Below are 19,069 nucleotides of genomic sequence, written 5' to 3'. Positions count from 1 at the left end.
AAGGGCCTGCGGAGGTGTCGGCATACCGACCCCTCCACAGGCCGCCCTGTCGGGCGGTGACGCTCAGCGCATCACGCGTGGATGTCGACCGAGGCGTTGCCGGGCACCGTCTCCCCAGCCCCTGCGCGGTAGGCGGCCTCGATGTTGGCGCCGACCTCCTGGTCGATCTGGGTCCAGTACCAGAAGACCCGGCTCAGCACCGGCTCCTCGACGTCCGCGAGCGAGCCCACGACCGTCTTGACGAGCTCCTGGCGCTCCTCCTCGGTGTAGACCTCGCGCACCAGGGTGTGGGCCTGGCCGAAGTCGTCGTCCTCGGCGTGCAGCGTGTAGGCCGCGCGCACCATCTCGCCGTCGGCCTCCCAGCCGGTCTCCGAGGTGCCCTGCTCGTTGGCGTAGGGACGACCGTAGGAGTTGGGGGAGTAGACCGGCGCGGCGCCGCTGTGGTGGAACTGCATCGCGCCCTCCTTGTCATAGGAGTTGGTCTTGCTCTTCGGCGCGTTCACCGGCAGCTGGTTGAAGTTGGTGCCCAGCCGGTTGCGCTGCGCGTCCGGGTAGGAGAAGACCCGGGCCAGCAGCATCTTGTCCGGCGAGACGCCGGTGCCGGGCACCGTGTTGGACGGGCTGAAGGCGGCCTGCTCGATCTCCGCGAAGTGGTTGGTCGGGTTCTCGTAGAGGGTGAACCGGCCGACCGGGATCCGCGGGTAGTCCTTCTTGGACCAGGTCTTGGTCAGGTCGAAGGGGTTAAAGCGGTAGTCCTTGGCCTCGTCGTAGGGCATGACCTGGACCTCGAGGCGCCAGCTCGGGAAGTCGCCCCGCTCGATGGCCTCGAAGAGGTCGCGACGGTGGTAGTCGCTGTCGCTGCCCGCGAGCTCGGCGGCCTCCTCGTTGGTCATGTTGTGCACGCCCTGCTCGGACAGCCAGTGGTAGACAACCCAGAACTTCTCGCCGGCCTCGTTGACCCACATGTAGGTGTGCGAGGAGTAGCCGTTCATCTCGCGCCAGCTGCGCGGCAGACCGCGGGGGCCCATCACGTAGGAGACCTGGTGGGCCGACTCCGGCACCAGGGTCCAGAAGTCCCACTGCATGTTGCCGCTGCGCAGCCCCGAGTCCGGCGTGCGCTTCTGGGAGTGGATGAAGTCGGGGAACTTCATCGGGTCGCGGACGAAGAAGACCGGCGTGTTGTTGCCGACCATGTCGAAGTTGCCCTGCTCGGTGTAGAACTTCAGCGCGAAACCACGCACGTCACGCCAGGTGTCCGGGGACCCGAGCTCCCCCGCGACGGTGGAGAAGCGCGCCATCATCGGGGTCTTGGCACCCTGCTGCAGGAACGCGGCCTTGGTGAACCTGCTGACGTCCTCGGTCACCTCGAACTCGCCGAAGGCACCGGACCCCTTGGCGTGGGGACTGCGCTCCGGGATGCGCTCGCGGTCGAACCGGGCGAGCTTCTCGACCAGCGCCACATCGTGCAGCAGCAGCGGACCGTTGCTCCCGACGCTCAGCGAGTGCGCGTCGGACGGGCGCGGCGCGCCGTTCTCGTGGGTGCCGGCTGAAAACTCAGACATTCATCCTCCGTGGGTTGTTGGTGTGGTCGCGTCCGCCCCGCGGTCCCCCGCAGCGCGGCAGGTCGGACAGAGCCCGGAGTAGAGGACGTCGGCGACCTCCACCTCGAACCCGTGATCGTGGCTGGGCAGCAGGCAGGGCGCGGCCCCGACGGCACAGGGCACGTCGGTGAGGGCGCCGCAGCCGCGGCACAGCAGGTGGTGGTGGTTGTCGTGGGTGTCCAGCTCGTAGCGCGAGGCGTTGCCGACCAGCATCCGCCGCACGAGGCCGGCGTCGGTCAGCACGTGCAGCACGTCGTAGACGGCCTGCCGGGACACCGGCCCCACGTGCTCCTGCACCCGAACGTGCACGGTGTCGGCACTGCTGTGCGGCGCGCCCGCGAGGACCCCCAGGACGGCCAACCGGGGCCGGGTGACGCGCAGCCCCACCCGCCGCAGCTCCTGCGCAGGATCGAGTATGTCGTGACTCACCCTGGCTCACCTCCGCCTCTTTTGGATTATGTCCAGTTTAGCAATCTTCTGGACAGTGTCCAAAAGAGGTCGCGTTCTGGCTGGGGGCCTGCACCCGGGCCGCGGCTGCCGGGTCACCCGGCTCACGGCATACTGTCCGCATGGCCGATCACTTTGACGTCGTTGTCCTCGGTGCGGGTCCTGGAGGGTATGTCGCGGCGATCCGCGCGTCCCAGCTGGGCAAGAAGGTCGCCGTCGTGGAGAAGCGGTACTGGGGCGGTGTCTGCCTCAACGTCGGCTGCATCCCCTCCAAGGCGCTGCTCAAGAACGCCGAGCTGGCGCACACGCTCAATCACGAGAAGGACAAGTACGGCATCGAGGGCGATGCGACGATGTCCTACGGCCCGGCCCACCAGCGCAGCCGCCAGGTGTCAGCGGGCATCGTCAAGGGCGTCCACTTCCTGATGAAGAAGAACAAGATCACCGAGGTCGACGGGTGGGGCACGCTGACCTCGGCCACGTCGATGAGTGTCGAGCTCAACGACGGCGGCACCCAGGAGCTGACCTTCGACAGCCTGATCCTGGCCACGGGCGCGACCACCCGGATGATCCCGGGCGTGCAGGTCAGCGACAACGTGGTCACCTACGAGGAGCAGATCCTCGACGAGGACCTCCCCGGGTCGATCATCATCGCCGGCTCCGGCGCGATCGGCGTGGAGTTCGCCTACGTCATGGCCAACTTCGGGGTGGACGTGACGATCGTGGAGTTCCTGGACCGGATGGTGCCGACCGAGGACGCCGAGGTGTCCAAGGAGCTGCTCAAGCACTACAAGAAGCTCGGCGTCAAGGTCATGCTCGGCACCAAGGTCGAGTCCGTCGAGGACACCGGCAGCGGGGTCAGGGTGACCGTCTCCCCCGCCGCGGGTGGCGACTCCCAGGTGCTGGAGGCCGACCGGCTGCTGTCCGCGATCGGCTTCGCGCCGCGGCTGGAGGGCTACGGCCTGGAGGCGATCGGCGTGGAGACCACCGAGCGCGGGGCCATCGCCGTGGACGGCCGCGGCCGCACCAACGTCGACGGGGTCTACGCGATCGGTGACGTCACCGGCAAGCTGATGCTGGCGCACACCGCCGAGGCGATGGGCATCGTCGCCGCCGAGACCATCGCGGACGCCGAGACGCAGGAGATCGACTTCGACTTCATCCCGCGCGCGACCTACTGCCACCCGCAGATCGCGTCCATGGGCTACTCCGAGGAGCAGGCCAAGGAGAAGGGCTACGACGTGAAGGTCGCCAAGTTCCCCTTCACCGCCAACGGCAAGGCGATGGGCCTGGGCGACGCGGTCGGCTTCGCCAAGATCGTGGCCGACGCCGAGCACAACGAGATCATCGGCGCCCACATCATCGGCCCGGACGCCACCGAGCTGCTGCCCGTGCTCAACGCCGCACAGACCTGGGACCTCACCGCCGACGAGCTCTCCCGCGTGATCTTCGCGCACCCGACGCTGGGCGAGGCGGTCAAGGAGGCCCTGCACGGCGTCGCGGGCCACATGATCAACCTCTGACTCCCCACTCGACCGAGCGCGTGTAGCGACCAAACCTCACCCGTCGCAGGTGAGGTCCACCGGCTCGGTCGGTCGTTAGATTGTCGGCATGGTGGACGAACCGCAGACCTCGCCGCTGGTGCGACAGATCAACGACGGCAACTGGCTCCCCAGGGAGGAAGCGGAGTCGCTGCGGGCCACGCTGTTCTACCAGCGCGCCGTGCACGCCTACATGACCATGCAGCCGGCGCTCAACGTCATCGGCATGCGCGACGGGTCCGAGAAGGCCTTCGGCCGGGGCTACCACGTGCTCCCGATCTGGAAGGACCGGATGGACAGCCGTACGTGGGTGCCGACACCGAATGCAGACGTCATCTACTCGATGAGCTACCTCGACCTGAAGGAGACTGGGCCGCTGGTCGTGAATGCGCCGCCGAACGTGATCGGCATGTTCACCGACTTCTTCCAGCGCACGCTGACCGACGTCGGCGCCATCGGACCCGACCGGGCCCGCGGCGGTCTCTACCTGCTGCTGCCCCCCGGCTACGACGGGCACGTACCGGGCGGCTACTTCACCTTCACCTCCTCGACGTACAACGTCTTCCTCTTCTTCCGCACGATCATGGGCAAGGGTGACGGCGTCCCGGACCCGGCAGCCGGCGTCGCCGTCGCTGAACAGACGCGGGTGTTCCCGTTGTGGACGCCGGAGAAGGACGTCCCGGCGATGCAGTTCCCGAACGCCAGCGGGCAGCGCCTGAACATGATGTACCCGACCGACTTCGAGTACTGGACGAAACTCCAGGAGTTCGTCGACTACGAGCCCGTGTCCGCGATCGACCCCGAGCTGCGCGGGGTGCTCGCGTCGATCGGCATCATCAAGGGTGAGCCGTTCAGGCCGAGCGACTGGCAACGCACCCAGCTCGAACGCGCCGTCACGGACGCCCCGAGGATGATCCTGGCGCTCGCCCAGCTCGGACGCGACGACGAGCGGAACCTCTACTACGCCGACCGCCGGTGGCAGGTGGCCTGGGCCGGCGGCACGGCCGAGTGGATGCAGGAGAGCTACCTGGACATCAACACCCGTGCCCGGTTCTTCCAGTACGCATACTCATCCGCCCCGGCCATGAACATCCACTCGACCGGCGCCGGCTCGAAGTACCCCTTCACCTACCACGACGCCGACGGCGAGTATCTTCACGGGAGCCACACCTATCGGCTGCACCTACCCCCGGACATCCCCGCCAGCCTGTTCTGGGCAGCGACCGTCTACAACATCACCGACGGCACCATGCCCGAGACCGACCAGCTCCTCCCGTCCACGAACGGCTACTACGACATCCCTGCCAACCAGGATGGCTCCCTCGACCTCTGGTTCGGGCCGGCGCAGCCGGAGGGCGTGGTCGACGCCGCCTTCATCAAAACCGTGCCCGAGCGCCACTTCCTCGTCGCTCTGCGCGTCTACGGCACCGAGCACGCCTTCTACGACCAGACCTGGCGACCCGACGACCTGGTGAAGGTGAGCTGATCGTCCGCCAGGAGGGCTAACGACAGGCGCGTGACGGCATACTGCCGGTCCGTCGCTCGTCGGGGGAGGGCGTGGGCACCGTCTGACCATGGACTACTGTCCCGTCATGGCGCGCCAGTATCAGTTCCGCACCGTCGACGGCGTCGAGACCGTCCAGATCGCCGTGCGTGGGCGCCAGGTGCTGGCCCGCCCGATGCTGAACTTCGGCCCGGCCTACACCCTCGAGCAGCGTCGCGCCCTCGGGTTGCAGGGGCTGCTCCCGCCCGCGGTCAACTCGATGAACGAGCAGCTCAAGCGCGTCTACCGGCAGTTCGCGAACAAGCCCGACGCGTTGAGCAAGTACGTCTATCTCAACCAGTTGCAGGACCTCAACGAGATCCTCTACTACCGGCTGGTGGCCGAGCACCTGGACGAGATGCTGCCGATCATCTACACCCCGACGGTCGGGGAGGCCATCGAGGAGTTCAGCTCGACCTTCGACCGGGCACGCGGCATCTACCTCGCGATCGACAACCCCCAGGACATCGACGAGGCGCTGGCGGCGCACGGACAGGGGCCGGACGACGTCGACCTGCTCGTCGTAACCGACTCCGAGGGGATCCTCGGCATCGGCGACCAGGGGGTCGGCGGCATCCGGATCGCCGTCGGCAAGCTCGCGGTCTACACCACGGCGGCGGGGATCCACCCCCTGCGCGGCGTCCCGATCGTGCTCGACGTCGGTACGGACAACCCGGCGCTGCTCAACGACCCCGCCTATCTGGGCGCCCGTCACGCCCGGGTCCGCGGCGAGCGCTACGAGGAGTTCATCGCGACCTTCGTCGCGGCGGTCAAACGGCACTTCCCCAGGGCACTGCTGCACTGGGAGGACTTCGGCGCCAACAACGCCCACCGGATCCTGGACACCTATCGCGACGAGCAGGTCTCCTTCAACGACGACATCCAGGGCACGGCCGCGGTGGTGGCCGCCGCGGCGATCGCGGCGGTGCGGGCCAAGGGCGAGCAGCTGAGCGACCAGCGCGTCGTCATCCACGGCGCGGGCACGGCCGGCATCGGCATCGCCGACCTGATGCGCGACGTGATGGTGCAGGAGGGGCTGCCGGAGGATGAGGCGGCCCGGTTGTTCTGGGGTCTGGGCAGTCGCGGCCTGCTGCACACGGCCGGGCCGATGCGTCCGTTCCAGGAGCGGTATGCCCGGCCCTCGGAGGAGCTCGCCTCCTGGGTCACTGCCGAGACCGGTCGCTACGACCTGGCCGATGTCGTCCGCAACGTGAGACCGACCATCCTCATCGGCACCTCGGCCCAGGCGGGGTCGTTCACCGAGGAGATCGTGCGCGACATGGCCACGGGCTGCGAGCGGCCGATCATCATGCCGCTGTCCAACCCGACCCCGAAGGCCGAGGCGGTACCGGCGGACCTGCTCGCGTGGACCGACGGCAAGGCGCTGATCGCCACCGGCTCGCCCTTCGGCTCCGTCGAGCACGGCGGGACGACCTATGAGATCGCGCAGGCGAACAATGCCCTGGTCTTCCCCGGCATCGGGCTCGGCGTGGTGGCCTGCCGGGCGACGAAGGTGTCGGACCGGATGATCGCCGCTGCCTCGCGGGCGGTCGCCGAGATGACCTCGGCCAAGCGGCTCGGCGCCCCGATCCTGCCCTCGATGCGGCAGCTGCGGGCCGTGTCTGCGGCCGTCGCGGTGCGGGTCGTGGAGGCTGCGGAGCAGGAGGGGCTGGCCACGATCACGCTCGCGACCCCGATCCAGGACATCCAGGACCTGATGTGGCAGCCCGTCTACCCACAGGTCGAGGTGGTCACCGAGATCGTCGAGCCCTCGGCGCGCACCACCGACCCGTAGTCCGCCGCGGTCGCCGCAGCGACCAGCCTGACGGAAGTCGCCAGAGCCGGAACCGAGGGCGCGTGGGCTGCGTCACATCTGCCGACAGCGTCGTCAGCCCTACTCCTCCCGGAGGCGCACCATGCGTCGTTCAACCCTCCCCGCACTACTCACCATCTCGCTGATCGCCGGGCTCGCCGCGTGCGCGCAGCCGCCCGGCACGGACCCGCCGCGCTCCGGCTCCCAGGGGACACCGCCCTCCGGCGCCGGCGACGAGCTGGACGTCGATGCCGCCAGGGCCGCCGTCGCGGCCCTTCCCGCCTCGCTCATCGAGCGGTTCGCGGGCTGCGACGACCTGCTCACCTACTACCGGGCCAACGCCCTGGAGCTCGTGGGGCCGTGGGGACTGGGCGGTGGCTACGGCTACGCCATGGCCGGCGACGGTGAGGAGGCGGCTGCGGACAGCGCGGGGGTCGCCAGCAGCGGGAGCGGCGGCGAGGCGCCCGCGCACTCCACGACCAACGTCCAGGAGGCGGGTGTCGACGAGGCCGACATGGTCAAGACGGACGGCCGCATCATCGTGACCACCATCAACGGCAAGGTGCGGGTCGTCGACGTCGCCTCCGAGCGGGTCGTCAGCACGATCAGTATGCCGGGGCGCACCGACAGCGTGTATCCCCACGAACTGCTCCTCAACGGCAGCACCCTGGTGGTCCTGTCCTACGAGGAGAACTACCACGCCGTGACGGACAGCTCCGACAACACCTACCCCGCGTTCGGTGCCTCCCGCACGCTGGTGACCACGGTGGACCTGAGTAACCCCGCGGCTCCCCGGACGCTCGGGTCGGTCCGGGTCGAGGGCTCCTACGTGTCGGCCCGGATGATCGGGGAGACGGTCCGGCTCGTCATGCAGACCGACCCGCCCGGCCTGCAGCAAACGTATCCGACCAAGAACACCATGGCCGCCGAGGACGAGGCCGAGGAGCGCAACCGGCAGCTCATTCTGGACTCCACCATCGACGACTGGGTGCCGCACGTCCAGCAGCTCGACGCCGACGGTGACACCCTCTCCACCGAGCGACTGCTGGACTGCGACGACATCTCCCGCCCGCGTGACCCGGCGGGTCTGTCGACGATGGCCGTCCTGACCTTCGACGTCGGCTCCGAGTCACCCGAGCCCACCTCCGCCACCGGGCTGGTCGCCAGCGGGAGCACCGTCTATGCCTCGACCGACCGCCTGGTCGTGGCCACCAGCCGGTGGGACTCCTGGCGCTGGTCGGGCAACGACGCGCTGTGGAGCGGGGATGCCGAGATGCGCACCGACCTGCACTCCTTCGACATCAGCGACCCGGACGGCACGACCTACCAGGCCTCCGGCTCCGTCGACGGCTACCTGCTGAGCCAGTGGGCCCTGGACGAGGAGGCCGGTGTCCTCCGCGTCGCCACGACCACCGACCCGCCAGGGATCTCGGAGGAGTCGGAGTCCTCGCTGATCATGATGCGCGAGGACGGTGACCAGCTGGTCGAGACCGGCCGGGTCGACGGCCTGGGCCTCACCGAGCAGGTCCGCGCCGTCCGTTACCTGAGCCCGGACCTGGCCGCCGTCGTGACCTTCCGGCAGACGGACCCGCTCTACCTGATGGACACCAGCGACCCCACCGCACCCCAGGTGACAGGTGAGTTGAAGATCCCCGGCTACTCGGCATACTTGCACCCGGTCGGGGAAGACACGCTGATCGGTGTCGGCCAGGACGCGGACCCCGAGACCGGGCAGACCAACGGCATGCAGGTCTCGCTCTTCGACATCAGCGACCTCACCGCGCCCCGGCAGACCGAGGTGCTGAACTGGAAGGACAGCTACACGACGGTCGAGTGGGACCACCGGGCGTTCACCTACTGGCCGGCCACGGGCCAGGCGTTCGTGCCGATGTCCAGGTGGTACTCCGATGACGAGAAGCCGTTTGCCGGCGTGGTCGTGCTGGGCGTCGGCGAGGACCGGCTGACCGAGCAGGGCACGGTCGAGGTGAGTCCGAAGGGTGATTACTGGGGCGAGGGCCCGGTGCGCACGCTCGTGATCGGCGACGACCTGTGGACCCTCGAGTGGCAGGGCATGGGTCGGTTCGACCTCGACACGATGCAGGGCGAGTGGGTGCTGGACCTGCCCTGAGCCGGTCCGGCCCGATCGGGCGGATCGGTGCGAGCGACTCGCCGTCGATGTGAGGTCATGGTGCTCACACCGATGGCGTGTTGCGCGCACCGACTGACGCGCACGCGGCCGGCGCTCACCGGCTCGGGCGCCTCACAGCCCGGTCGGCTCCGCCAGCGGCTCCACGTCGGTGCACACGCCCAGCGGGACCAGGTCGGCGAGCGCCAGGAGCGCGGCGGCGGTCGGGTTCGTCACCGTGAACTCCAGCTCGCCGATCTCGACGTCGACGCCGCCGACCGTCCCGTCCGCAAACCCGTCCAGGAAGCCGATGCTCTCGGTGATCGGCCAGTCCTGCGCGAGTGACAGGCGTGCCGCCAGGTCGGCCTCGATCGCGGCCGGGTCCGTGCCGTGCGGGTAGGCCAGCCGGATCGTGGCCTGGTGGCCGGTGAACGCGATGGCCACCGCCTCGACGTCGAGGAGCGACTCCACGTCGTGCGCGTCCAGCACCTCCTCCTGGTCCTCGACAGTGGCGTCCACCCCCAGCGCGTCCGCAAAGGGCACGCACCCGTTGCGCACGATCAGGCTCTCGGCCGGCACCTCCCCGACCCTGGCGGCGGCACTGTGGCTGCTGGTCGCCCACACCGCGTCGGTGCCCACGCCCTGGCCGACCGTGGCCGTTGCCGGGTCGAGGATCGCGTCCGCCAGACCGGGCGCGTCGTCGTCGATCGCCGCCTGCACGAGGTCGAGGTCCAGGCCGGGGCGCAGGGCCAGCAGGAAGCCGCCGCCGTCCGGGCCGGTCCAGTGCACCTCGGCGTCGACGTCGTCCTGCGTGAAGCCGTAGGTCAGGTCGTAGCGACTGTTCTCCAGCCGCAGCAGCCCGTCGCTGAGCAGCACGCTCGAGCCCTCCGCCGCGCGCCAGAACTCAAGCCGGTCGGTCATCAGGTCCGCCGAGGTCAGGTCGGGCACCCCGAGCCGCCCCCGGACCGCGTCGAAGTCGGTGACGGTCAGGTGAGTCGCCTCCACCGGCGTGGCCAGCAGGGCCATCCCGTATGCCGACAGGCCGGCTCCCGCGGTGCCCTCCGGCGAGGCGGTGCTCGCCCGGTCCTCGGGGGTGGTCTGACCTGCCTCGGTGGTCGGCGCCTCGGCGGACGCCTCACCCGTGTGCGTCGCCGTCGGCTCCTCGCTGTCCGACTCGACCGAGCACCCGGCGGCGGCAAGCAGCACAGCGGTGGTGGCGAGAGCGAGCACGCTGCGGGACATAGCCACGATCCTCGCACCGCTCCGCCCCTGGGGCCGCCGACCCGCCCGGGTGCGGTGTGGTGGACTGCACCCATGACGGGTGAGGGCGGGCACGGCACGACGCCACGCCTCCCCCTGGTCACCGACGACGGCAACGGTCGCCTGCTGCTCGCCGTGGGGCTCGCCGCAGGTCCGCTGGTGGCGCTCGGCCTGGCCCGGTTCGCCTACGCCCTCCTGCTCCCGGCGATGAGCGAGGACCTGGGCTGGTCCTACTCCGCGGCCGGCGCCCTCAACACCGCGAACGCCGCCGGCTATCTGATCGGCGCGGTGATCGCGACCACGCTCGCCAGGACGTGGGGCACCCGACGGGCCTTCGTCGCGGGCACCGCGGTCACCACCGTCGCCCTGGCGCTCACCGCCGTGACCAGCACGTATGCCGTGCTCCTCACCATCCGCTTCGTCGCCGGACTCTCGGGGGCCCTGGCCTTCGTCCTCGGCGCGGCGCTGGTCGCCGAGGCCAGCCACCGGGGCACGCCCGGTCGGGCCGCCGTGCTGCTCGGCGTCTACTTCGGGGGTGCCGGTGCCGGGATCGTCGCCGCCGGGCTGTTGGTGCCGTGGGTCCTGGACGTCACCGACGGCGCGGGCTGGCGGCAGGGGTGGCTCACGCTCGCAGCCGTGGGGGTCGTCGCCACCGTGGCCGCGGTCCTCGCCGCACGGCGGGTGTCCGATCCCGCACCGCCGGGGGACCACGCGAGTCGCTGGGACCGGCGCCGCATCGGGTGGGCGGTGGCCGCCTACACCTGCTTCGGCCTGGGCTACATCGCGTATCTGACCTTCATCAGCCAGTACCTCACCGAACAGGGCATGAGCGGTCCCCTGATCGCCGGCTTCTGGGCGGTGGTCGGTCTCGCCGCCGCCGTGTCCGGCCTGGCGTGGGGTCCGCTGCTCGGACGCCTCGGTGGCGCGCGCGGGATGGCCGTCGTCATGACGGCCCTGGCGGTCGGCACGATTCTGCCCGTGGTGCTCGACGGTGCCGTGGCGGCCTACCTGTCGGGTGCCGTCGTGGGCGGGAGCTTCCTGGCGGTGGTCACGGCGGTCAGCATCGCGGTCCGCGAGAGCCTGCCGCAGCCGTGGTGGACCGCCGGCATCGCCTTCGCGACCGTCGCCTTCGGCCTGGGCCAGACCGTCGGTCCCACGCTGACCGGATGGGTCTCGGACGTCACCGCCGACCTCGGCACCGGCCTGCTGCTCTCCGGCGCGATCCTCGTCGTCGGCGCGGGCACGGCGCTGCTGCAGCGGCGCCCGGCCTGACGGCACCCCTCCCCTCGGGACCGAGCGCACCGTGTTGCGCGATTTCCCCCCACCGAGCACGCCGCGTTGCGAGAGCCCACCCCCACCAAGCACCTGACTGCGCCACCCCAGAACGACGAGCAGAAGTGGTCGCGCAGAACATGGCGCATGCGACCAGGACCGCACGACCTTTTCTGCCCCGCGCAACCGCAGCGCGTCCCGGTCGTGGATCCGGGTCAGAGCAGGCGGCGGGCGGAGGCCCAGGCGGTGAGCTCGTGGCGGGAGGAGAGCTGCAGCTTGCGCAGCACCGAGGAGACGTGCGTCTCGACGGTCTTGACCGAGATGAACAGCTCCTTGGCCACCTCCTTGTACTGATAGCCGCGGGCGATCAGTCGCATCACCTCGCGCTCGCGGGAGCTGAGCCGGTCCAGCTCCTCGTCGACCTCGGCGATCTCGCCCGCCGCGGCGCCGAACGCGTCGAGCACGAAGCCCGCCAGGCGGGGGCTGAAGACCGCGTCACCGTCGGCCACCCGCACGATCGCACCGCCCAGCTCGGGGCCGCTGATCGTCTTGGTGACATAGCCGCGGGCCCCGGCCCGGATCACCGCGATCACGTCCTCGGCCGCGTCGGAGACCGACAGCGCGAGGAACCGCACCGGTCCCCCGGCCCGGGTGCTCACCCCGGCGGACCCGGCGATCACGTCGGACCCACCACGGCCGTTCCCGCCGGGCAGGTGCACGTCCAGGAGCACCACGTCGGGCTGCTGCTCCCGGATCACCTCGACGGCCCGGTCGACGGTGCCGGCCTCCCCCACGATCTCCAGCCGGTTGCCGGAGATCTCGTCCAGCTCGGCCCGCACCCCGGACCGGAACATCCGGTGGTCGTCGACGAGGACCAGGCGGATCGGCATACTGCCGCTAGGTTCGGTCATGACTCTGCTCCTTGGTGTTCGACGGGCACCGGCAGCTCGAGGCTGACCTCGGTGCCGCTCTCGAGGCGGCGCACGCGCGCCGTCCCTCCGTGGCGTTGCATCCGGCCCAGGATCGACTCGCGCACGCCGAGCCGGTCGGCCGGGACGTCATCGGGGTCGAAGCCGGCGCCGTGGTCGCGGACGAAGGCCTCCACCGAGACCCGGCCCACCTCGACGTAGGCCGACACCGGCGGCTCCCCGTGCCGCACCGCGTTGACCAGAGCCTCGCGCAGCGCGTTGACCAGGGCCTGACCGTCGGCGTCCAGCGGCCGGTCGCCGGTGACGACCAGCTCGATCGGCACCCCGTGCAGGTCCTCGACCTCGTGCCCGACGGCCGCGACGGCACCGGCCAGGGTCGCCGCGTGCCCGGTCGGGCCGGTGTAGAGCCAGCTGCGCAGCTCCCGCTCCTGCGCACGCGCCAGCCGCGCCACCTGCACCGGGTCGTCGGCCCTGCGCTGGATCAGCGCGAGCGTCTGCAGGACGGAGTCGTGAAGGTGGGCGGCGATGTCGGCCCGCTCGGTCTCCCGGATGCGGCCGGCCTGCTCCTCGCGCAGGTCCCGCCACAGGCGCGCGACGTACGGCGCGGCCAGCAGGCTCACGCCGGCCAGGGTCAGCAGGACGGCCCCGCCCACGTCGCGCAGCTGAGCCAGGTTGCCCCCCTGCACCCCGAGCGCGACGAGGCCGGCGACCGCCAGCCCGAGCCCGAGGACGAGGCGCCCCAGCGCCTGCCGCCGGTCGATGCCCTGGTGGGCCAGCAGCCGGTCCCGCCGCGGCGCGTCCAGCTGCGACCAGACGAAGACCGCTCCGACGGTGAGCAGCAGCACCGGCAGCGTGATGTCCAGCCGCAGGTCGAGCCCCCAGGACTGGACCAGGGCGGCCACGCCGAGCAGGACCGCGAGCCCACCACCGACCACGAGGAGCACCCCCGGGTCGGCCCAGCGGGTCCGGGCCGCCCGGATCTGGGCCTCGCCCTCGTCCGGCTCCACCGTGGCCCACAGGAAGGCGTAGATCAGGGCACCCGTGCCGCCCACCAGGGTGAGCACGACGATCGCGGCCCGCAGCGCGAGCGGGTGGAGGCCGAGGTGGTCGGCCAGCCCACGGCATACTCCCGCGACGACCCGGCCCTCGCTCGCCCGCCGCAGCGGCGGACGCTCCCGACGGGGAGCGACACCCTGCGGTCCCGGGGCGGCGTGCGGACTGGTCACCACCTCATACTCTCGCACCACCGCCCTCGGATCCGCGGTTCTCGGGGTGCGATCAGGGTCCGGTCAGGGTCGACCCTCATAGCGCGCACCCCCGCGTGGGCGGGACCCTGGAGTCATGACACAGACACCACCCGGCGGACAGTATGGCGGGCAGCCGGGCCCGCGCAGCGCCGACAACTTCTTCGTGGGGTTGCGCAGGATCGACATGCGGCGCTCGGGGGACAGCTGGTTCGGCGGCGTGTGCTCCGGGCTGGCCGAGCGGCTGGGCATCGACCCGATCGTCGTCCGCGCCCTGTTCGTGGTGCTGAGCCTGGGGCTGGGGGCGGGGGTCCTGCTCTACCTGGCCGGCTGGCTGCTGATCCCGGACCGCGACGAGACCACCCACATCGAGCAGGCCCTGCGCAATGGCGAGGTCGGCTCGGTGATCCTGCTGGTCTTCACGGTGCTCAGCGTCTTCGGGACGTTCGGCTGGTGGGGCAACGACTGGTGGTTCGGTGGGCTCTGGACGGTGATCTCCCTCACGCTGCTGGCCCTGGGTGGCTGGTGGCTGTGGACCGAGTGGTCCCGACGTGAGCAGCCCGGGTTCTACAGCAACCGGGCCGCGCAGTCCGGAGCCTCGCAAGCCGGTCCGGCACAGTCTGGTCCCGTGCAGCCTGATCCGGCGCAGTCTGGTTCGGCGCAGCCGTGGGGGTCGCCGTCGGGGACCACGCAGGCGTGGAGCTCGCAGGCGTGGAGCTCGCAGCATCCTGCCCCGCCCTACGCCGGCCAGGACACGGCCTCGGTCTCGACGACCCAGGACCGGCCCGAGGACGCGCTCGGGAGCACCGCGCCGATCGCCGGCTCCAGCGGGGCGACGGCCTGGTCCCCGACCGAGCCGTCCGTCGGGCAGTCCCTCGGGCAGTCCGGCGACCACCAGGGCGGCGGACCGACCCCCGCGACGCCCCGCCCACCCAAGCCGCCCAAGGCCCCGCGGCGTCCCTCGCGACGCTCGGCGGGTGTCGCGGGCACACTGCTGGGCACCGGCCTGGCGCTCGCCGCGGGCGGTGGGCTGGCCTGGGCGGCCACGGAGTACGACTGGCCGGTCGACCCCGTCGTCATCGGCCTGACCGGTGCGCTGGCCGCCCTCGGTCTAGTGATCCTGCTCCTGGGCCTTCTCGGCCGGACCTCGGGGTTCCCCGGCTTCCTGGCGGTGTGCGCGCTGATCCTGACGATGGTCGCGGTGCCGGTCGGCCACAACTTCGTCCCCTCCGGGCGGATGGGTGACGTCACCTGGCGGCCGGACGCCAGCATCGGCGACGACGGGCCGTTCCGGCTCGGTGCCGGGACCGGCACCCTCGACCTGCGCGGCGTCGACCCGGGCGACTTCCCGGACCCGATTGTGGCCAGCGTCTCCTTCGGCAACCTCACGGTCGTGGTCCCCGACGACCTGACCGTCCGCATCGAGGCGGGCGCCGGCATGGGCGCCGTCAACAAGAACGGCCAGGACGTCGGCGGGATCGGGGTCGACGAGGTGATCGTGGTCGGCGACGGCCCCGTCGACGTGGAGGTCGAGGCCAACGTCGGCTTCGGGCAGGTCCTCGTGGAGGAGCGCGGGTGATGACCGGGAACGACGACAGCAGGATGACGACCGGCCCCCTCGGGGGGACCGAGCAGACCACAGGAGAGGACGTCGCGATGAGCGCCACGCACGACGACTGGCAGGACCAGTCCGCCGAGGGCTTCGGGCCCGGGGCCTACGAGCAGAGCACCGACGACGGCACCGGGCCGGCCGAGCCCGCCCCGCGCCTGTCCCGTCCGAAGGGCCCCTCGTGGGGCACCGTCGCCCTGGGCCTGATCTGTGTCCTGGTCGCCGGCGGCGCACTGTGGGTGGAGTGGGCGGACGTGACGCTGGACTGGACCCGCTCCGGACCGTTGATGCTGGTTGGCGTCGGCCTGGTGCTGGTGCTCGTCGGTCTGGCCGCGCTCGTGCGGCGCGGCGACGAGGACGAGGAGCCCGGGTCCTAGGGGGTGACCAGCACCGGGTGCAGGTCCCGCACGGTGAACCGTTGTCGGCGGCGCACCACGACGGTGCAGAGCAGCATGGTGATCCCGGTGATCACCGCGAGGACGATCACGTCCAGAGCCAGTCGTGACAGGGGTCCGCCCGAGATGACGATGCGGTAGGCGTCGATGAGGTAGGTCATCGGCAGGAACGGCGCGATCGCGGAGAAGAACCCGGGCAGGATCGCGGACGGGTAGGTGCCGCCCGATGCGGGCAGCTGCAGGATGAGCAGCACCAGGGTCAGCGCCGTCGCGACGGCACCCAGCGCGGTGCGCAACATGTGGGCGATCGCCGAGAAGCACAGGGCGCCGAGCACCGTCAGCAGCACGAGCAGGACCGGGTGGACCGGCGCGAGCCCGAGGGTGAGCCACACCGTGAAGACCATCAGCAGTCCTCCGACGACCGCGATCCACGCGATCGGGAACCACGCCGTCAGCGCCAGCCGCACGGCGTTGGCCCGGCCGGACAGCACGCGCGCGGAGATGGGTCGCACCACCATGAACACCGAGATCCCGAACACCCAGAGCGCGATCGAGAAGAACATCGGGGCCACGCCCCGCCCGTAGTAGGTCGCCGGGTTGTCCACCGTCATCTGCACGTCGGCGGGGGAGGACAGCACCGAGGCGGCCTCCTGCTGCTCCGCCTGGCTGTAGACCGGAAGGCGCTCCACCCCGTCGACCAGTCCGTCGCGCAGCTGGTGGGCACCCTCCTGGAGCTGGGTGAGACCGTCGGCCAGGTCGGCGACGCCAGTATGCAGGGTGGCCAGCCCCCCGGACAGCTCGGTGAGGCCGTCGGCCAGCGCCACGGACCCGGTCTCCAGCTCGGCGAGGCCGGAGGACAGCTCCGCGCTGCCCGCCTGGGCCTCGACGAGGCCCTCGTGCAGGGTGTCGGCGCCCGCCGCGACCTGCTGGGCGCCGTCGTCCAGTGCGACGAGATTGTCGTGGGCCGTCTGCAGCGTGGCCGTGAGGTCGGTCTCCCGGATGCGTTCGTCGATCCGGGTCGCGGCGTCCGCCACCCGCTGGGCCGTCTCGTCGATGTCGGCGGTGTGGTCGCCGACCTGGCCGACCACGCCGGTCATCTGCTGCCACGTCGGGTCGTCAGCGAGCTCGGGATAGCGCTCCTCCAGGTCGGTCATCCCGGCCTGGAGCGCCGCGACATCCTCATCGAGCGCTCCGGTCAGTTCGCTGACCTGGGTGGTGATGGTCACGGCGTCGCCGGAGATCTGCTCGGCGTCGGCCTGCAGCGCCGGCAGGTCCTCCTGGAGCTGCTCCAGCGGAGGCAGGACCGTCGCGTTGAGCTGGCTCGTGCCGTCGGCGACCTGCCCGGCACCGTCGGCGAGCTCGGCCGACCCGTCCCGCAGCTGCACCAGGCCGGCGTCCAGCGACTGGGCACCCGCGTGGGCCGTGCTGGTCCCCGCGGCCACCTGGGCTGCGCCGTCCGCGGCCTCCGCGCCCGCCTGGTCCGCGCGGTCGGCACCGTCGGCCAGCTGGGTCGCGCCGTCGTGTGCCTGGTCCAGACCGTCCGCCAGCTCGGTGCTGCCGTCGCTGGCCTGCGTCATGCCGTCCCGGATGGTGTCGAGGTTGGCGAAGACCGCCTCGAAGTAGGACTCGATGGCCGACTCGTCGACCGCGAGCTCGATGCTCTCGCGGGCCTTGGCGGTGATCGACCCGATGACGAAGCCGTTGGCGTCGTCGGTCCGCAACTGGATCTGCGCGCGGCGCGGGTCCTCGCCGGCCCCGCTCACCAGGTTGGTCGAGAAGTCCGACGGCACGGTGACGGTCATGTAGTAGCGCCCGTCACGCAGCCCCGCCGCGGCGTCCTCGGCATCGGTCACCCGCCAGGCGAAGGTGGGCTTGTCCTGCAGGGACTCCACGAAGTCGTCACCCGCGGTGACCGTCCGTCCGCTGACCGTGGTGGGCTCGTCCTCGTTGACCACAGCCACGGGCAGCCGGTCCAGCTTGCCGTAGGGGTCCCAGTTGGCCGTGAGGTAGATCGCGCCGTAGAGCAACGGGATGATCAGCACGAAGCCCAGCGCGAGCCGGGGCAGGGTGCCGCGGAAACGCCGCAGCTCGTAGCGGGCCAGGCGGGTGGCCGGGAAACTCATGTCAGGTCCTCTCCGTGGGGCGCCGCGGGCAGTTCGATCACCGGGTAACGGCCGCCGCTCGGGTCCTCCAGACACGAGGCGACGACGCTGAGGCCGTCCTCGGTCAGGCGCTCCAGGCGGCGCAGGACCTCCCGCTGCTCGTCACGCCGGAGCCCGGCGTCAAGGTCGTCGAGCACCACGAGCTCGGTCCGGCGCAGGCAGGCCAGCGCCACGGCCAGCAGGGTCTGGTCGAGGGGCGTCAGGTCGGTGACCAGGGTGGCGTGGTCGAGCAGCAGTCGCAGTCGACCGGCCAGCAGCGCCATCCGGTCACTGCCCTGCCCGGTGGGGACCCCGTCCATGAGGCAGCGCTCCACGATGCACTCCCCCACGGTCAGCTGCTCCTCCAACCCGATGAGACCAGAGATCCGGGCGACCGAGGTGATGTCCCGGACGCTGCGGGAGCGATCCAGGTGACGGTGGTCCACGACCAGCACCCCGGTGAGGCCCTTCATGCGACCGGTCAGGGCGAGCAGCAGCGTGGAGCGCCCTGACCCGGCTGGGCCCACCAGCAGGGTGATCTCGCCGGCATCGATCGACAGGTCGATCGGACCAAAGACCGCGTCGCGTTCCGTCGTCAGGGCCAGTCCCTCGGCGAGCACGACGGTCCGGGGTGGGTCGGGCGGCTGCGCAGCGTTCATCATCGGGAGACCTTATAGCGGCGCGCTGGGGCCTGGCAGACCCCGGAGAAACGGCGGTCCCACCCCGGCGTCGGGTGGGCAGGATCCCACCCAGCACACGTCATACTGCATAATCCTCGGCAAAGAGTCTCTCTAACGCAGTTCATGCGATTCCACCCCGTTCACTGGCGCGTGTGACCGAATTGACCACGGTGATCAGTGTCTGATACAACTACCTCAGGTCAAGAGTCCCAGCGTCAAGCCCCGGCTCGCTGGGCGGCAACCCTCCACTCGCGGTGGGGTGCCCCGGGTGATGACCCGGCGGACCACGGCACAGGAGCCGTGATCCGCAAGCGCGGGCCCGTCGACCGGTGGGCCCAGTGACGCACGAAGGAGCGCTGCTGTGACCTGTTGTCGAATGCCTAGTCGCTGAGGACGCCACCCGAGACCGGCGCGACCGCCATCGGACCCCGGTCTGCGTGACTCAGCCGGCGCCACCACGCCTGCGCCG

At 70.9% G+C, this 19,069-nt stretch carries 14 protein-coding genes and 1 riboswitch; of the genes, 7 read left to right on the top strand and 7 right to left on the bottom strand.

The annotated features are described in order from the left end of the window. Nucleotides 1-71 precede the first annotated feature (71 nt). The gene (locus tag MWU75_RS00550) at nucleotides 72-1,562 is read right to left on the bottom strand and encodes a catalase (protein WP_247087401.1); all 1,491 of its coding nucleotides are present in this window, start codon (nucleotides 1,560-1,562) and stop codon (nucleotides 72-74) included. Beyond that, complete coding sequence (locus MWU75_RS00545) at nucleotides 1,563-2,030, bottom strand: Fur family transcriptional regulator (protein WP_247087399.1); 468 nt, start codon at nucleotides 2,028-2,030, stop codon at nucleotides 1,563-1,565. A gap of 140 nt (nucleotides 2,031-2,170) precedes the next feature. Between MWU75_RS00545 and lpdA the strand changes: the two genes are divergently transcribed. The 4 genes from lpdA to MWU75_RS00525 all read left to right on the top strand — a co-directional run bounded on the left by lpdA (nucleotide 2,171) and on the right by MWU75_RS00525 (nucleotide 9,073). Further along, the gene (gene lpdA / locus MWU75_RS00540) at nucleotides 2,171-3,571 is read left to right on the top strand and encodes a dihydrolipoyl dehydrogenase (protein WP_247087397.1); all 1,401 of its coding nucleotides are present in this window, start codon (nucleotides 2,171-2,173) and stop codon (nucleotides 3,569-3,571) included. 88 nt (nucleotides 3,572-3,659) lie between these two features. After that, nucleotides 3,660-5,075, top strand: coding sequence for a DUF1254 domain-containing protein (locus MWU75_RS00535; protein ID WP_247087395.1), 1,416 nt, complete (start codon nucleotides 3,660-3,662; stop codon nucleotides 5,073-5,075). Nucleotides 5,076-5,181: 106 nt separating this feature from the next. Beyond that, nucleotides 5,182-6,927, top strand: coding sequence for an NAD-dependent malic enzyme (locus MWU75_RS00530; RefSeq protein ID WP_247087393.1), 1,746 nt, complete (start codon nucleotides 5,182-5,184; stop codon nucleotides 6,925-6,927). A 121-nt stretch (nucleotides 6,928-7,048) separates the two neighbouring features. Next, a complete protein-coding gene (locus MWU75_RS00525; RefSeq protein ID WP_247087391.1) occupies nucleotides 7,049-9,073 on the top strand; it encodes a beta-propeller domain-containing protein in 2,025 nt (674 codons plus the stop codon). Between the two features lie 132 nt (nucleotides 9,074-9,205). On the opposite strand, the gene MWU75_RS00520 is transcribed toward MWU75_RS00525, so the two are convergent. Further along, nucleotides 9,206-10,312, bottom strand: coding sequence for a hypothetical protein (locus MWU75_RS00520; RefSeq protein ID WP_247087389.1), 1,107 nt, complete (start codon nucleotides 10,310-10,312; stop codon nucleotides 9,206-9,208). Nucleotides 10,313-10,384: 72 nt separating this feature from the next. Here MWU75_RS00520 and MWU75_RS00515 point away from each other — a divergent pair, with 72 nt between their 5' ends. Continuing rightward, nucleotides 10,385-11,602 carry a YbfB/YjiJ family MFS transporter gene (locus MWU75_RS00515; RefSeq protein ID WP_247087387.1) on the top strand — a complete coding sequence of 406 codons (1,218 nt, stop codon included), beginning with the start codon at nucleotides 10,385-10,387 and terminating at the stop codon, nucleotides 11,600-11,602. A 215-nt stretch (nucleotides 11,603-11,817) separates the two neighbouring features. On the opposite strand, the gene MWU75_RS00510 is transcribed toward MWU75_RS00515, so the two are convergent. Both MWU75_RS00510 and MWU75_RS00505 read right to left on the bottom strand, forming a co-directional pair. Further along, on the bottom strand, nucleotides 11,818-12,513 hold the full coding sequence (locus tag MWU75_RS00510) for a response regulator transcription factor (protein WP_247087385.1): 696 nt from the start codon (nucleotides 12,511-12,513) through the stop codon (nucleotides 11,818-11,820). Continuing rightward, on the bottom strand, nucleotides 12,510-13,757 hold the full coding sequence (locus tag MWU75_RS00505; protein WP_247087383.1) for an ATP-binding protein: 1,248 nt from the start codon (nucleotides 13,755-13,757) through the stop codon (nucleotides 12,510-12,512). Before MWU75_RS00505 ends, MWU75_RS00510 begins: the two co-directional genes overlap by 4 nt. 115 nt (nucleotides 13,758-13,872) lie before the next feature. On the opposite strand from MWU75_RS00505, the gene MWU75_RS00500 reads away from it, so the two are divergent. Then, entirely contained in the window at nucleotides 13,873-15,354 is a 1,482-nt protein-coding gene (locus MWU75_RS00500; RefSeq protein ID WP_247087381.1) for a PspC domain-containing protein, read from the top strand. Further along, complete coding sequence (locus MWU75_RS00495) at nucleotides 15,354-15,761, top strand: hypothetical protein (protein WP_247087379.1); 408 nt, start codon at nucleotides 15,354-15,356, stop codon at nucleotides 15,759-15,761. Before MWU75_RS00500 ends, MWU75_RS00495 begins: the two co-directional genes overlap by 1 nt. Here MWU75_RS00495 and MWU75_RS00490 read toward each other — a convergent pair. After that, nucleotides 15,758-17,902, bottom strand: a complete 2,145-nt coding sequence (locus MWU75_RS00490; protein WP_247087377.1) for a YhgE/Pip domain-containing protein — start codon at nucleotides 17,900-17,902, stop codon at nucleotides 15,758-15,760. The genes MWU75_RS00495 and MWU75_RS00490 overlap by 4 nt on opposite strands. After that, on the bottom strand, nucleotides 17,899-18,582 hold the full coding sequence (locus MWU75_RS00485; RefSeq protein WP_247087375.1) for an ABC transporter ATP-binding protein: 684 nt from the start codon (nucleotides 18,580-18,582) through the stop codon (nucleotides 17,899-17,901). Before MWU75_RS00485 ends, MWU75_RS00490 begins: the two co-directional genes overlap by 4 nt. A gap of 216 nt (nucleotides 18,583-18,798) precedes the next feature. Next, nucleotides 18,799-18,920: riboswitch (SAM riboswitch) on the top strand. Nucleotides 18,921-19,069: the final 149 nt, after the last annotated feature.

Source organism: Ornithinimicrobium sp. F0845 (genome assembly GCF_023015765.1).
Classification (GTDB): domain Bacteria; phylum Actinomycetota; class Actinomycetes; order Actinomycetales; family Dermatophilaceae; genus Ornithinicoccus.
This window is presented reverse-complemented; position numbering and strand designations above follow the sequence as displayed.

Excerpts from the sequence above, each read along its gene's own strand:
- MWU75_RS00550 (WP_247087401.1), bottom strand. The coding sequence starts at position 1,562 with ATGTCTGAGTTTTCAGCCGGCACCCACGAGAACGGCGCGCCGCGCCCG.
- lpdA (WP_247087397.1), top strand. The coding sequence starts at position 2,171 with ATGGCCGATCACTTTGACGTCGTTGTCCTCGGTGCGGGTCCTGGAGGG.
- MWU75_RS00535 (WP_247087395.1), top strand. The coding sequence starts at position 3,660 with ATGGTGGACGAACCGCAGACCTCGCCGCTGGTGCGACAGATCAACGAC.
- MWU75_RS00530 (WP_247087393.1), top strand. The coding sequence starts at position 5,182 with ATGGCGCGCCAGTATCAGTTCCGCACCGTCGACGGCGTCGAGACCGTC.
- MWU75_RS00525 (WP_247087391.1), top strand. The coding sequence starts at position 7,049 with ATGCGTCGTTCAACCCTCCCCGCACTACTCACCATCTCGCTGATCGCC.
- MWU75_RS00520 (WP_247087389.1), bottom strand. The coding sequence starts at position 10,312 with ATGTCCCGCAGCGTGCTCGCTCTCGCCACCACCGCTGTGCTGCTTGCC.
- MWU75_RS00515 (WP_247087387.1), top strand. The coding sequence starts at position 10,385 with ATGACGGGTGAGGGCGGGCACGGCACGACGCCACGCCTCCCCCTGGTC.
- MWU75_RS00510 (WP_247087385.1), bottom strand. The coding sequence starts at position 12,513 with ATGACCGAACCTAGCGGCAGTATGCCGATCCGCCTGGTCCTCGTCGAC.
- MWU75_RS00500 (WP_247087381.1), top strand. The coding sequence starts at position 13,873 with ATGACACAGACACCACCCGGCGGACAGTATGGCGGGCAGCCGGGCCCG.
- MWU75_RS00495 (WP_247087379.1), top strand. The coding sequence starts at position 15,354 with ATGACCGGGAACGACGACAGCAGGATGACGACCGGCCCCCTCGGGGGG.
- MWU75_RS00490 (WP_247087377.1), bottom strand. The coding sequence starts at position 17,902 with ATGAGTTTCCCGGCCACCCGCCTGGCCCGCTACGAGCTGCGGCGTTTC.
- MWU75_RS00485 (WP_247087375.1), bottom strand. The coding sequence starts at position 18,582 with ATGATGAACGCTGCGCAGCCGCCCGACCCACCCCGGACCGTCGTGCTC.